This is a genomic window from Scandinavium sp. NPDC088450, assembly GCF_044900545.1.
Lineage (GTDB): Bacteria > Pseudomonadota > Gammaproteobacteria > Enterobacterales > Enterobacteriaceae > Scandinavium.
Window position 1 is genome coordinate 88827 of the sequence record NZ_JBJDNI010000012.1, and the last position, 13907, is coordinate 102733.

Here is a 13907-nt window from a genome sequence, read left to right on the forward strand (position 1 = left end):
CGGAGACGACTTATGGCTTATCAATCGCAAGATATCATCCGTCGTTCCGCGACTAACGGTTTCACCCCCGCGCCTCAGGCGCGGGATCACCAACAGGAAGTGGCGAAGCTTATCGACGTGACCACCTGTATCGGCTGTAAAGCTTGTCAGGTGGCGTGTTCGGAGTGGAACGACATCCGCGACGAAATCGGCAGTAACGTTGGCGTGTACGACAACCCAGCCGATTTAACCGCGAAGTCCTGGACGGTGATGCGTTTCTCCGAAGTGGAGCAGAACGACAAACTGGAATGGCTCATCCGTAAGGACGGCTGTATGCACTGCGCCGATCCTGGCTGCCTGAAGGCCTGTCCATCGGAAGGGGCTATCATTCAGTATGCCAACGGCATCGTCGACTTCCAGTCTGAGCAGTGCATCGGCTGTGGCTATTGCATCGCTGGCTGTCCGTTCGACGTGCCGCGCCTGAACCCGGAAGACAACCGCGTCTATAAATGTACGCTGTGCGTAGACCGTGTCACCGTGGGCCAGGAACCGGCGTGTGTGAAAACGTGCCCAACCGGCGCTATTCACTTTGGCTCGAAAGAGGACATGAAAACCCTCGCGGGCGAACGTGTGGCTGAGCTTAAAACGCGCGGTTACGACAACGCAGGTCTGTACGATCCAGCGGGCGTAGGTGGCACTCACGTGATGTATGTGCTGCATCATGCCGACAAACCGACGCTCTACCACGGCTTGCCGGAGAACCCGGAAATCAGCCAGACCGTTAAGTTCTGGAAAGGCATCTGGAAACCGCTCGCCGCGGTCGGCTTTGCGGCGACGTTTGCCGCCAGCATCTTCCACTATGTTGGTGTGGGTCCAAACCGCGCTGAAGAGGAAGAGGACAATCTGCATGAAGAGAAAGACGAGGTGCGCAAATGAAACGTCGTGACACCATCGTGCGCTACACCGCACCGGAACGCATCAACCACTGGGTCACCGCCTTCTGCTTCATTCTGGCGGCGGTGAGTGGGCTGGGCTTTTTCTTCCCGTCCTTTAACTGGCTGATGCACATTCTCGGTACGCCGCAGCTGGCGCGCATTCTGCATCCGTTCGTCGGGGTGGTGATGTTTGCTTCCTTCATCATCATGTTCTTCCGCTACTGGCACCACAACCTAATCAATCGGGATGATATCTTTTGGGCGAAGAATATTCGTAAGATCGTCGTCAACGAGGAAGTAGGAGACACCGGGCGCTATAATTTCGGCCAGAAGTGCGTGTTCTGGGCGGCGATTATCTTCCTGGTGTTACTGCTGGTGAGCGGCGTCATTATCTGGCGACCGTACTTCGCGCCAGCGTTCTCCATTCCGGTTATCCGCTTCGCGCTGATGCTGCATTCATTTGCCGCGGTAGCGTTAATTGTGGTTATTATGGTGCATATCTACGCCGCCCTTTGGGTCAAAGGCACCATTACCGCGATGGTGGAAGGATGGGTCACCAGCAGTTGGGCGAAGAAACATCACCCGCGCTGGTACCGTGAAGTCCGCCAGAAACAGGAAAAATCGACCGAATGAGTATTCGCATAATCCCTCAGGATGAACTGGGGAGTAGCGAGAAACGTACGGCGGAAGCAATTCCGCCGTTATTATTCCCGCGACTGAAAAACCTCTACCACCGCCGGGCGGAACGCCTGCTGCAGCTGGCGCAGGAAAATCCATTGGGCGACTATCTGCGTTTTGCGGCGCTGATTGCCCACGCGCAGGAAGTGGTGCTGTACGACCATCCTCTGCAGATGGATTTAACCGCGCGCATCAAAGAAGCGGCAGATCAGGGCAAACCGCCGCTGGATATCCACACCTTGCCGCGAGACAAACACTGGCAAAAGCTGCTGCAATCGATGATTGCCGAGCTGAAACCAGAGATGAGCGGCCCAGCGTTATCGGTCATCGAGAATCTGGAGAAAGCATCCGATCTGGAACTCGAAGAGATGGCCTCCGCGCTGTTTGCTTCGGATTTTGCCTCCGTCAGCAGCGACAAAGCGCCGTTTATCTGGGCTGCGTTGTCACTGTATTGGGCGCAAATGGCAAACCTGATCCCAGGCAAAGCCCGCGCTGAATATGGCGAGCACCGCCAGTTCTGCCCAGTCTGCGGCTCAATGCCGGTGTCCAGCGTCGTGCAGATTGGTACGACGCAAGGGTTGCGCTATCTGCATTGCAACCTGTGTGAATCCGAGTGGCATGTGGTGCGCGTGAAGTGCAGCAACTGCGAGCAAAGCCGCGATTTGCATTACTGGTCGCTGGATAACGAACAGGCTTCCGTCAAAGCCGAAAGCTGTGGCGATTGCGGGACTTACCTGAAGATTCTGTATCAGGAAAAAGATCCGAACGTCGAACCAGTAGCCGACGACCTCGCCTCATTGGTGCTGGACGCACGCATGGAACAAGAGGGCTTTGCCCGCAGTTCCATCAACCCGTTCCTGTTCCCGGGCGAAGGGGAATAACCGTGTAAAAGCCGGGTGCGAATGCGCCCGGTTTATTGTGCTAACGCGGCAATCACGTTGACCGGATCGTTAGCAATGGCGCGCAATAATGCTTTTGCAGGCCCGGTAGGGGAACGCCGACCTTGTTCCCAGTTCCTCAGGGTATCAACACTGACAGAAATCAGACTGGCAAAACGCGTCTGAGAAAGCCCCGATGCGTGGCGAATTTCTTTGATTTTCATGGCATCGACTTCGAAAACACGCGAAGGCTCACGAGTGCCTTCCGCGATATCATTCATCTCTGCCATGCTTTTCGTTAAGCGTTCAAAAAGTACCTTATCCATTTACCACCTCTCATTGAGTTTTCGCAGTATGACTTTTTCTTGCGCTGACAAATCATCTTTCAGGCCTTTACGATAGATGAGCAACAACCGAATCTCTTCGGCTCGTGAGCGATAGTAGTAAATCACCCGCACACCGCCGCTTTTCCCTTTCCCGTTTGCGACCCAACGAACCTTTCTTAGCCCGCCAGTTCCCGGGATCACATCCCCGCCTTGCGGATGAATCGTGAGAAAACATTGAAACTGCCTGTACTCTTCTTCGGCAAGCAACTGCTCAACGTCTTCCGTGAATATGGTCGTTTCGATAAAGATCATAATAGTACGCCATTGGCTTAGAGTAGCATAATTAAAAAGTACGTCAATGACGTACATCCAGTTCAAATACGCTACCGCTAATTGGCTTAAAACTAGCGCAAATAAACATCAACGCACTGAGGTTTGTCGCTTTTTACGTACTGCTTTCCAGATTCAAAGCTTGTGTGATTTTGGTTGTTTTCATCACCACAGAATACGACCCGCTTTGTGACAAAGGGATGGAGTTGCAGCGACGTATACAGGCGTGAATCAGCGAGGGAAGCAATGAAAGACGTGGCCCGCCGCATCGGCGCAGCGGGCTGAGGGGCGTTATTCTTCTTCGTTCCCGCCTTCTTCCAGCGGTCCGAAAGGTTTTGCCGGCAGCACAATGTAGATGCCTTCGAAAATCGCACCAGAGGTTTCATCGCCAAACAGCTCAACCTGAAGCTGAACGCGCGCTTTTCGCCCGCGAGCCAGTCTGTCGAGGTCGCCGCTTAATGAGCCGAGATCGGCGATGGCGCTGGGTTTTCCACTGATGGGGTTGCTGTAGCGAATATGCGCGTCAGCCAGAATGATGGTGCCGCCGAGATGGCGTTCGCGCAGCATCAGCCAGATAAGGCCCCAACCGGTCAGGGTGGCGAGCGAAAACAGGCTGCCCGCGAACAGCGTGTTGTGCGGGTTCTGGTTACCGATTTCCGGCATGGTGGTGATAAATTTCTGCCCGGTGTATTGCTGAATACGCACGCCCATTTTTTCGCTCAAGGGGATGTGTTCATACCAGGCTTGTTGCAACTGCCCGCACCAGTCACCGCGATGCAGAATATCGTCCAGGGTGGCGACGGGTTTAATCATCAGGAAATGGCGCACTGGCGTGGTTTGCGGGGTGGTAATTTCGCCCTGATTCACAAAGCCCAGCTTGGCAAAAAACTCGACGGCATCTTCGCGTGCGCTACAGGTGACGCGTTTGACGCCTTCCTGACGTGCCACTGATTCGAGTGTCATCGCCATCAGCGTGCCCAGGCCTTTATCCTGCACTGCGGGGTCTACGGCCATAAAGCGGATGGAGGCTTCGTAATCCGCATTGATGTACAACCGCCCGACGGCAACCAGATTGCCCGCTTCGTCGACCACCATTTGATGGTGCGCCATGGCATCCCAGGCATCGCGTTCAGAGCCTTTTGGCTGGTGTAAGGGTTTGCGCAGCATCTCCCAGCGGAACTGGTAATAACGCTCTAACTCTTCTTCCGTTTGCGGTACTCGAAGGTGATACATAGCGGAACTCTCTTTTGTGGACCGCGCCCAACCGGCATGAAGACTCATACCTGTAACCAGAAGGTCACGGGGCCATCGTTAACCAGTGACACCTGCATATCAGCAGCAAAACGCCCGGTTTGGGTGGGCATGTCCTGCTGACGGCAACGTTCAACAAAGTAGTCGTATAGCGCTTCGGCTTTCTCTGGTGCTGCACCGCGTGAAAACCCTGGGCGCATGCCGCGTTCGGTGTCTGCCGCCAGAGTAAACTGAGAAACCACCAGCACGCTGCCGCCCGCCTGCTGAACATTGAGGTTCATTTTGCCTTCAGCATCGCTGAAAATGCGGTAGCCCAGCACGCGCTCACAGAGGCGATTGGCTTTTTGCTCGTCATCTTCCTTTTCGACACCCAATAGCACCAAAAGTCCCTGGTCAATTTCTCCCGTCACCTCTCCCTCCACGGTGACGCTGGCACGGGTTACGCGCTGAATTAATGCGATCATGGTTGCTCGTCTTGTTCCTCGCGTGCAGCGAGTTTGAGTTTTCGGTATTCCCCGAGAGTGACAGTTATTTCTGCGCCAAGCAAGACGATGCACCACGTCCAGTAGACCCAGACAAACAGAATGGGGATGACCGAAAGCACGCCATAAATCAGCTGATACGATGGAAATGTGGTGATGTACAGGGCAAAGCCTTTCTTGCCAAGCTCGAACAGCAAGGCAGCAACCAGCGCCCCGACAACGGCATCACGATTAAGCACTCGCGTCGTCGGCACAATGCTGTAAAGCAGCCAGAACGAAATCCAGGAAAGCAGCAGCGGGAAGATTCGCAGCACATTATCGATGACACCGTTAAGCTCGCTGGCCCAGCGGAGCGAAAGCAAATATGAGCTTATCGCCAGGCTCGCGCCCGCCAGTAACGGCCCGAGTGTGAGGATCATCCAGTAGACCGCAAAAGAGTACACTTTCGGCCGCACCCGCTTGCTCCGCCATATCGTATTGAGCGCACTATCAATGGCATACATCAGCAACAACGCGGTGACGATAAGCCCACAGGCGCCGACCGCGGTCATTTTACTGGAGTTCGCCACGAATTGTTCGATGTAACGCTGGATGACATCGCCCGTTGCGGGCAGAAAGTTAGCAAACACAAAATGGCGCAACGTCACGCTGACGTCAGAAAACATGGGAAAAGCGGCGAACAGGGCGAAGATCACCGCGATTAACGGGACTAATGAAAGCAACGACACATAAGCCAGGTTGCCGGCCAGTGTCGTCATATTATCTTCATCAATCCGCCGCCAGAGTAACTTACACCAGGCCATCAGTGGCCCAAGATGTCGGCTGGCTTTTTGATGAACGGTTTTTAACATAGCTGCTTCGCGAAATAGTCCGGAATGGTGTCTTTCCCGCTCACCAGAATACTGGTTATCCCCAGTTGGTTAGCCCCTTCTATATTATCGGCATTGTCATCGAAAAAGACCGTATCGCTGGCTGAAAATCCTTCTTGCGCCAGCACCTGCTGATAAATTCGCGTTTCGGGTTTGCGCATGCCCATTTCTTGCGACAGATAGATGTGATCGGCCGCCGCGCGAACTTCCGGATATTCATCAGGCCAGAAAGTGGTGTGCAGTCGATTGGTGTTGGAAAGCACCACCACGCGATGACCCTGTTCACGCAATTTGTGCATGATGGCGATCACTTCCGGGCGCAGGCCGACAAATATCGCCTGCCAGCCGTGGGCAAACTGTTCGTAGCTCAGGGGCAAATCCATTTCATGGCAAAGTGCTTCAGCAAAGGCTTCGTCGCTGATTTCACCGCGCTCATGCTGATGGAAAGCTTCGCCCATGACAAAATTCTGTTTCAGCGTCGCCAGCGGCACACGGCTGAAATCACTCCATGCGCCAAACACCCGGTTGAAGTCGATGTCGACAATCACATTACCTAAATCAAAGATATAGAGCATGATCCTCTCCTTTTGCGTCATGGAAAAATAACTGTAGCGGGAAAGGGCCGGTTTGACTACGTCTGTCTTGTACAACCCTGGTTCACCGCTTATGGCAGTAAAGCGAGGGGACATTGGAAGTCGCGAAGATCCAGGCTTCGGTATAGTTATCAATCAGCAGGCTAAGTTGTCGGCCTGGCTTATCGTAAAATGCCGGCAGTGTGCCACTAAGGTCATCAGCATTTGCGGTATCGGCGAACGTTTTTACGACCCGGGTATTTTGCAGAATATGAGCGCGGTTTTGCTGCTCATAGCTGAAGTAAACATTACGGCTAATCCGGGAAACGGTGTCCCCCTCTCCCTTCAGCTTGCCATTAATGGTCACCACCCCCTTATGTTGCTCCATTCGCCAGGCCAGGGTTCCGGCAAAGCGCCGGTTGGCAATCTCCCACACCACGTTACCCACACAGTCGAGACGCTGTGGTGCAAGCCAGGCGTGCCACAGCCAAAGTGCGGAGAATATCGCCATCATCAGTGTGACCACCAAAAAGGGCACCTTGAGTTTGTTAATCATCATTCTTCCGTCCAGTAATAATGAGAGGCACACACGGCCGTCGCTTCCTTTCTGGCATCTTTATTACAGACGAAAGCGGCAACACGCTCTGCGTGGCGATGCCCGGAAATAAACACATGACTACCGGCGACACAGAGTTCTGGGTGACTGTCCAACATTTTCAGGCTGCGTGTAGAGAAGATTTCATTAGCGGCATGATAAATGTCACACCGTTCTTCAAGACGTAAGTGTAAGGAAGAAGGGATAAAATTTTGGAATGGCAATTCCGGTTGTAAAAAATAGCCGACCAACCCCATAGACAGGATCGCCGCCCATAACAAGGAGGCACCATAAAGCCCCCAACGGGATTTTATTTTCCGCAGGGGTAATGGCTTCTTTTCTTGAGAAATTTTCTCCTGCTCTTTTAACCGAGGAATTTTCTCTACTGTCGTCTTATCATCCAGTATCAAACCACGACGTGAAATTGTTTTTACCGTCTCACGGGATAACCCAACATCTGCCAAGGCGTTACGTAACGTTAAAATAGACTGATAGAACGTATTCGATGTCGTCACTTCATTTCTTGCCCCCCATCCCACTTTCAATAAAGTATTTTGAGAAACAATTTCATTTCTATTAGCGATTAAATAGAGAAGGCAAAGTGATGCTGGCAGTTGTAGATGGACATCTTTGCCTGTCTGTCGATTCGTCATCCTTTTGTGGGCTGGATCGAACTCGACCTGTTGATTAATGAGATACATTCTCACCTCCTGAATAATGCACGTCCTTTGCAGCCACTCTAAAAATGAAGGTTACGGCGACATATTTAAATACGTAATTAAGACTAATATTTAAGGCTCAGAATAAGAGTTCTGAAATAAGAAAAATAAGTTCATGCAATACAATCAGTTATGAAAGGTTAGTCTTAGGTGACGATCAGATGCTTTTAGCTAACAACATCTCATTACCTTTCCATACGCAAACACATTACCGTTTTAGGCATGCCAGAAACCCACATGGCGTACAGACAGGCCAGCTCTCAGGGCTCAAAATCTTTAACCATTCGTGCTATTTGTCCGAGTTAAACACGCTCGCGTATTTGTAACATTGTCCTGGACAGGGGCAACACCGTCTCAAACCGTTCTGTTAACAAGTGACCGGTCGCGTGGCGGAGTCAGGCGTAGATCAGAATTTATTGCGCCATTAGTTACCTATAGAAATTAGACTTTCAGCAACTATTTATTCGTGAATTGACACATTAATCGACCAATGAAATATTGCAGCGGACCCATGACAGGAGCCAGATGATGATAACGCCATCACAACATGACATTCATTGTATTGGCTGCGAATATTCATGTCAGATTTATCCAGATGCCGTCCTTCGCTCGCAATACTGCGGACAATCCTCTTTTGCTATCTGGCCTGAGGGAAATCTCTTTTTACAGCAGGGGATACTCACAAAATTACGGAAGGAAAATAACAGATTGTCATGTGGGTTTATCTTTGTCGATTTTTCTCTTCCCTGGCTACGCGATTTCATCGATGCGAAATGGATCGATAATTTAATTAAAACAGGCATGCGCATTGTCATTATCACTGACAATCACTTGCGGCCATTGGCAAATTACTGGATTACCAGAAGCAATAAAATTCATGGCATTCTTTATGCCAGTGATGACGATGATATACAGCGAATGAAAATAAGACGTTTATTCACTGGACGATTGGCACTCGATCGTCAGGGAAGAATGCTTAATTATTCGGAAGTGATGCTCCTCAACCGTTTTATGTCTGGAATATGCGCGCAAGGGATTATTAGCATAGATAAGATTGAAACTAAGAAGGTCTACGTCCACAAATATCGACTGGAGAAAAAACTCGGGTTTACCGTTCAACAACTTATATCACGCGTTTTATAAGCCAATACATTCATTTTCTTCGCGTTTATTTCTGCGCGGGAAACGCTACGCCTGAAGGAAGGAGGCTGGTATGCAATATTCTAATCAATACTCTCGTATCGCTATTGCGGTTTCAACCGCACTCGTCTCAATGGTGTTTTCTGCTCATGCAGGTAACGGCATTGATTTTGATCACTTGCCGAACAGTGGCCTGGTATCGAGTTTACCGCCTGAGCTACAGGCATTAATTCCGGGCACCGCCAATACGACGTATCAGAAAGTCAGTTCAGCGCCAAATTATGTGTATGCCTATGATGGCGGTACGTTGAATATTTATGGTGATAATGTGACGCTCAATGGCCCCGGTCAGGAATTGTTTGATCACACCATCACCGTGATCCGCAATTCAACATCCGGGAGCCCGGGCGTTATCTTCGGCGATGATCTGACCATTAATACCGCCTCAAAGAACGCGACCAACGCCGGTAAAGATGTCGACGGGATCCGCACCCACGGCACCAACACGCCTGACAACCCGGTGTTTGTTATTACCGGCGACCGCACCACCATTTTGGTGAACGGCTACAGCGGAGACGGCATTAACGCCGGGTACAGCTCGTTCAGCCAGGGATATCTCGGCTCGGCCAATATTTATACCGGCAACGAACTGTACATCGAAACGACCGGCGACCAGGGGCGGGGGATTTCCGCCAATGCCATGAAGGATGCGACCCAGGTAAAAAATACGGTCAGGGTCGGCGATGACGCCCACATTATTACCCGTGGAAACAGCGCAGAAGGTATCCGCACCAGCCAGAGCGGGTCATATGTCCGGCTGGGGGAACGGGCCCACATCGAGACTTATGGCACCTCATCCTACGGGCTTTATGCCGCCTCTTCTTCCCTGATTGAGATGGGGAAAGGGGCCACCATTACCACGGCGAACAATACCGCTCATGGCATTTATGCCTATAACAAAGGCGTTATCTCGCTGGATGAGAACTCCGCCATTACCACCAACGGAGCCTCGGCTCACGGCGTGTATGCCTATTATTCCGGTATCGCCAACCTGGGAGACGGCGCGACGGTGACCATCAACAGCACCGGCAAAACCAGCGCAAGCGCCAAAGCGCCGATGGGCTTGTATGCCTACTCCCGCGGGGAAATCAATCTTGCAGGCGGGGCAACCATCACCATGGCAGGCACCGCCGCAGACGAAAGCTATGCCCTGTTCGCCAGCAACGGCGGGTTGATTGATGCTTCTTCTGGCGGTCAGTTCGCCATCGTCGGCGATATTCTCTCTTCAGGGAGCGCGACGGCTTCTGGCTCCAACCCACTCCAGTACAGTTCCATTGCGCTGAATATGACGGATAACTCATTGTGGAAAGGCGCGTCTGCGGTGGATGGCGGAGCCACACTTGATCTGACCATGAGCAACGCCACGTGGAACATGACGAACAGCTCAACGCTAACGTCGTTAACGTTAAACGCGGGCAGTACCGTGAATTTTCAGCACGCAGATGACAGCTGGCAAACCCTGACCATCAATCAGGATTATGTCGGTAACGGCGGCAAACTGGTGTTCAATACCGTCTTGTTTGACGATGACTCTGACAGCGACAAACTTATCGTTAACGGCAGCACGTCGGGCAATACGCTTGTCGCGGTGAACAACATCGGCGGCACGGGCGCGCAGACCGTTGAAGGTATTGAGATAATTGAGGTCAACGGCAGCTCGGACGGGGCCTTCGAAAAATCAGGACGTATCGTGGCCGGTGGCTTTGACTACAACCTGGAGAAAAAAGCGGGGAACTGGTATCTGACAAGCCTTGTTGAGCCAGAAGATCCGATTGAGCCGCCAGATCCCATCGACCCACCCGATCCGGTCGATCCCGTAGACCCACCAGGGCCCGTTGATCCCGTTGATCCCCCTGCGCCTGTGGACCCGGTTGAACCTGAAAAACCTGTTCCACCTGTACCACCTGTTCCGCCTGTACCACCAGCGCCTGAGCCAGCACCTGCGGGTGAGCATCAGTATCGCCCGGAGTTTGGCAGCTATCTGGCGAACAACTATGCCGCCAATACGCTGTTCCTGACTCGCCTGCACGATCGTCTGGGCGAAACGCAGTATACCGATATGCTCACTGGTGAAGAGAAAGTCACCAGCATGTGGATGCGTAACGTCGGCGGTCACACTCGCTTTAAGGACGGCAGCGGCCAGCTCAAAACTCAGAGCAACCGTTATGTTCTGCAATTGGGTGGCGATCTGGCGCAATGGAGCAACGACGGTCTCGACCGCTGGCATCTGGGCGTGATGGCGGGTTATGCAAATAGCCAAAGCAGAACTCACTCCAGCCTGACGGGTTACCATTCACGTGGCCAGATTACCGGCTACAGCGCTGGGGTATACGCCACCTGGTATGCCAATGAAGCAGATAAAACAGGCAGTTATCTCGATAGCTGGGCACTCTATAACTGGTTTGATAACAAAGTGATGGGTCAGGATTTAGCGACCGAGAAATACAAATCCAAAGGGGTGACCGCCTCGGTAGAAGCCGGTTACAGCTTCAAACTGGGAGAATCAGGGCGTGACAGCTACTGGCTCCAGCCGAAAGCGCAGCTGGTGTGGATGGGTGTGCAAGCCGACGATCATCGTGAAGAAAATGGCTCAAGGGTCAAAGACGACACCGACGGCAATCTGCTCACTCGTCTGGGCGTGAAGGCTTACATCAAAGGCCACAACGCTATCGACGATGCTAACGCCCGTGAGTTCCAGCCTTTTGTGGAAGCCAACTGGATCCACAACACCCGGAATGTCAGCGTTAAAATGGACGATATTCGCAACGAGATGCGTGGCACCAAAAATATCGGCGAGCTGAAGCTGGGTGTGGAAGGACAACTTACACCACGTTTGAACGTCTGGGGTAACGTCGCTCAGCAGATGGGTGACAAAGGCTATAGCGACACGCAGGGCATGCTCGGCGTGAAATATAACTTCTGATCCTTCACCCACAAACAAGCCGCTGACATTCAGCGGCTTTTTTATTTTGCGTCAGACACGCTATGGCTCAACACGGCGGACTGTACCTCTTTAAGCGATGAGGCTCGTAAAAGTGCACTAAGCGCTGCGTCATCGCTGATGACCGCATTGAGTGTTTCCAGCAACGGAATATGCGAAAGGTTCGCTGTCGGCACCAGAATGACGATCACGCGGGGGGTTAGCGTTACGTCTGGTAAATCAAATTCCAGTGGATGTTTAAGCTTGAGCAGAGAAAGCGCGCCCTCTGTCGCCCCTTTCGGCGGCGCATCATGCAGCAGCAGAATATCGGGCGTGAGATAGGTCGTAATGCCCCGTTCTTCAATGTGACGGATAATCGCCCGAGCGTACTCCGCATCAACGCACCCGTTATCCACAAGGGGTTGAGCCGCTTTACGGATAAGTTGTCGCCAGCCCGACCGTCGGGCCGTGAACGCAACATGCGCAAGTAACGAGGTTGAAGGCGTTGTCGCCCTGAACGAGCGCCGCTGCTGTTTCTGAATAAACTGGCTAATGATGGTGCTGAATTCCTGGCGCAGCGGCTCTTTCTGTTGAGGTGCCAGTCGGGAGGCAGAAGCCACCAGCATATTCACCAGCTCAGCAATGCCCACGGCCTCAATATTGTGCTCAAGCAACAAGCGCAGCTGCTGCTTTTCGCTGTCGGTCAGCATGTGTTGGGTCTGAATAAAACCCACATGAGAAGGTATCGGGCAACGAAGTCCGATGGTACTCACCACCAGCCGGATGTGCGAACCAATGCCTTGTTGTTGGAGTTGGCTCGCCGAAACATGCTCAATATGCAAAGGCAACACGGTGAGGTTGCGAAGCTGATTTTCGAGGATCGCAGTGGAAGACATGCCTCCCTCCGTGACCAGTAAAATAGGCTGTTCACCTGTTTCTGGCCGCCGGTCAAGCCAGGCCGCGAAGCTGATAACGATGTAGCTCAACTCATCATCACAAAACGCCACCTGATACTCTTGCTCCAGGCTGACGATTATCTGCCGACAGAAGCGAAAGATGAGCGGGTAGCGCTGAAGGATCTCCTCTCTCAGTACATTTTCACTGTGCATGCCAAACAAACAGCGCTGAATGGCGGGGCCGAGATGCGAAAACAGGCGAGACTCCAGTTGCTCCACGTCCAACAGATACACACCCGAAAGCGCCTGAAATTGCATAATCAGCTGCTTAACCGTCGCCATCAGGCGGCTATCAGCCTGCTCCTGATCTTGAAGCGGCGTGACTTTTTTACTCGCTGAAAGCAGGAGTGAGAAAAACAGCGTATTGCCAGAAATTTCAGGAAAGCCCAGATTGCGTGCCAGAGACGTATTCAGGTCGGCGGCAATTTCACACTCAGTTTGTTCACGCAAAAATCGTGTCTGCACTGGCGTAAAGTGTGGGTAATGACCTTTGAGCGTATCCAACACGCTAAACATCATCATGTACTTCAGGGCCCTACGGTCTTTATCGCTGAACGTCCGGCTCAGTTGCTGCTCAGTCTGTTGAAGCAGTTCCTCTATCCGCTGTTGAACCTCAGCCAGGTCCTTCCCTCGTGCCTCCAGCGGCTGCAAAAAAATCTGCGCAATGCGGCTTTCAGCCTGATTATCTGAATATTTCAGTACATGCTGGAGTGTCTTCTGCACCGCCAGACGGCGCGCGATATCACTCCCTTCGATTCGATAGCCCTGTTTCTTATCCACGGCCAACGTCAATTGTTGATGCTGTAAATGCCGCTTCAGCAGGCTGAGATCTTCAAGCGTGGTATTTCGGCTGACGAGGTTAAGTTCACTGAGGTGATGCGTAAAAGCAGATTCGGGATGACAGGCGAGGTGGAGCAAAAGGTTATCGCGCCGTTCTTCTGCGCTGAGTTTGTACTGCTGACCATGAAGCACGCCAAGCTTGCGGAGCACTTCCGGGGCTTGCTCTTCCACAAGCCGCACGCCGTGGCGGGGATCGCAAAGCAAAGGACAGAAACCTTCTGCCATCAGCCAGTCGTTAATCTTAGCTCGCCGGTAATAGAAATTACGGTGTGGCAAACCAATTCGCTCGCAGAGCATTTTGATGGTCATCCCCGGCTCAGCGACAATCTTTTTCAGGATGTCTACGGCCAGGTGATCGAGCTGCATGTCGTCTCCTG

The 13907-nt window shown here is 52.3% G+C and carries 14 protein-coding genes; 5 read left to right on the forward strand and 9 right to left on the reverse strand.

Annotated elements, in window-relative coordinates; all coding sequences use genetic code 11:
* Positions 1-12 precede the first annotated feature (12 nt).
* From fdxH to fdhE, 3 genes are read left to right on the forward strand one after another with little or no spacing between them, the layout of a single operon-like run.
* A complete protein-coding gene (fdxH, locus tag ACI2I2_RS12875; protein WP_330984197.1) occupies positions 13-915 on the forward strand; it encodes a formate dehydrogenase subunit beta in 903 nt (300 codons plus the stop codon).
* Positions 912-1547, forward strand: coding sequence for a formate dehydrogenase cytochrome b556 subunit (gene fdoI, locus ACI2I2_RS12880; protein WP_097164483.1), 636 nt, complete (start codon positions 912-914; stop codon positions 1545-1547). The genes fdxH and fdoI overlap by 4 nt, the downstream gene beginning before the upstream one ends.
* On the forward strand, positions 1544-2473 hold the full coding sequence (fdhE, locus tag ACI2I2_RS12885) for a formate dehydrogenase accessory protein FdhE (RefSeq protein WP_404658258.1): 930 nt from the start codon (positions 1544-1546) through the stop codon (positions 2471-2473). Before fdoI ends, fdhE begins: the two co-directional genes overlap by 4 nt.
* 32 nt (positions 2474-2505) lie before the next feature.
* On the opposite strand, the gene nadS is transcribed toward fdhE, so the two are convergent.
* From nadS to ACI2I2_RS12925, 8 genes are all read right to left on the reverse strand, one after another.
* Complete coding sequence (gene nadS / locus ACI2I2_RS12890; RefSeq protein ID WP_404658259.1) at positions 2506-2796, reverse strand: NadS family protein; 291 nt, start codon at positions 2794-2796, stop codon at positions 2506-2508.
* Positions 2797-3108, reverse strand: a complete 312-nt coding sequence (locus ACI2I2_RS12895; protein WP_404658260.1) for a type II toxin-antitoxin system RelE/ParE family toxin — start codon at positions 3106-3108, stop codon at positions 2797-2799.
* 309 nt (positions 3109-3417) lie between these two features.
* Positions 3418-4359: a fatty acid biosynthesis protein FabY gene (fabY, locus tag ACI2I2_RS12900; RefSeq protein ID WP_330984191.1), complete on the reverse strand. Its 942-nt coding sequence runs from the start codon at positions 4357-4359 to the stop codon at positions 3418-3420.
* A gap of 44 nt (positions 4360-4403) precedes the next feature.
* On the reverse strand, positions 4404-4841 hold the full coding sequence (gene dtd, locus ACI2I2_RS12905) for a D-aminoacyl-tRNA deacylase (RefSeq protein ID WP_404658261.1): 438 nt from the start codon (positions 4839-4841) through the stop codon (positions 4404-4406).
* Positions 4838-5710 carry a virulence factor BrkB family protein gene (locus ACI2I2_RS12910; RefSeq protein WP_404658262.1) on the reverse strand — a complete coding sequence of 291 codons (873 nt, stop codon included), beginning with the start codon at positions 5708-5710 and terminating at the stop codon, positions 4838-4840. The genes dtd and ACI2I2_RS12910 overlap by 4 nt, the downstream gene beginning before the upstream one ends.
* Positions 5704-6303 (reverse strand): glucose-1-phosphatase, encoded by a 600-nt coding sequence (gene yihX, locus ACI2I2_RS12915; RefSeq protein ID WP_404658263.1) that lies wholly within the window; start codon positions 6301-6303, stop codon positions 5704-5706. Before yihX ends, ACI2I2_RS12910 begins: the two co-directional genes overlap by 7 nt.
* Before the next feature lie 82 nt (positions 6304-6385).
* Entirely contained in the window at positions 6386-6859 is a 474-nt protein-coding gene (locus ACI2I2_RS12920) for a hypothetical protein (protein WP_404658264.1), read from the reverse strand.
* Positions 6856-7596 carry a transcriptional regulator gene (locus ACI2I2_RS12925; RefSeq protein ID WP_404658265.1) on the reverse strand — a complete coding sequence of 247 codons (741 nt, stop codon included), beginning with the start codon at positions 7594-7596 and terminating at the stop codon, positions 6856-6858. The genes ACI2I2_RS12920 and ACI2I2_RS12925 overlap by 4 nt, the downstream gene beginning before the upstream one ends.
* A gap of 543 nt (positions 7597-8139) precedes the next feature.
* Between ACI2I2_RS12925 and ACI2I2_RS12930 the strand changes: the two genes are divergently transcribed.
* Together ACI2I2_RS12930 and ACI2I2_RS12935 are read left to right on the forward strand one after the other, a co-directional pair.
* A complete protein-coding gene (locus ACI2I2_RS12930; protein WP_404658266.1) occupies positions 8140-8757 on the forward strand; it encodes a helix-turn-helix transcriptional regulator in 618 nt (205 codons plus the stop codon).
* Positions 8758-8827: 70 nt separating this feature from the next.
* Positions 8828-11737 carry an autotransporter outer membrane beta-barrel domain-containing protein gene (locus tag ACI2I2_RS12935; RefSeq protein WP_404658267.1) on the forward strand — a complete coding sequence of 970 codons (2910 nt, stop codon included), beginning with the start codon at positions 8828-8830 and terminating at the stop codon, positions 11735-11737.
* A 41-nt stretch (positions 11738-11778) separates the two neighbouring features.
* On the opposite strand, the gene ACI2I2_RS12940 is transcribed toward ACI2I2_RS12935, so the two are convergent.
* Positions 11779-13896: a PRD domain-containing protein gene (locus tag ACI2I2_RS12940; protein ID WP_404658268.1), complete on the reverse strand. Its 2118-nt coding sequence runs from the start codon at positions 13894-13896 to the stop codon at positions 11779-11781.
* Positions 13897-13907: the final 11 nt, after the last annotated feature.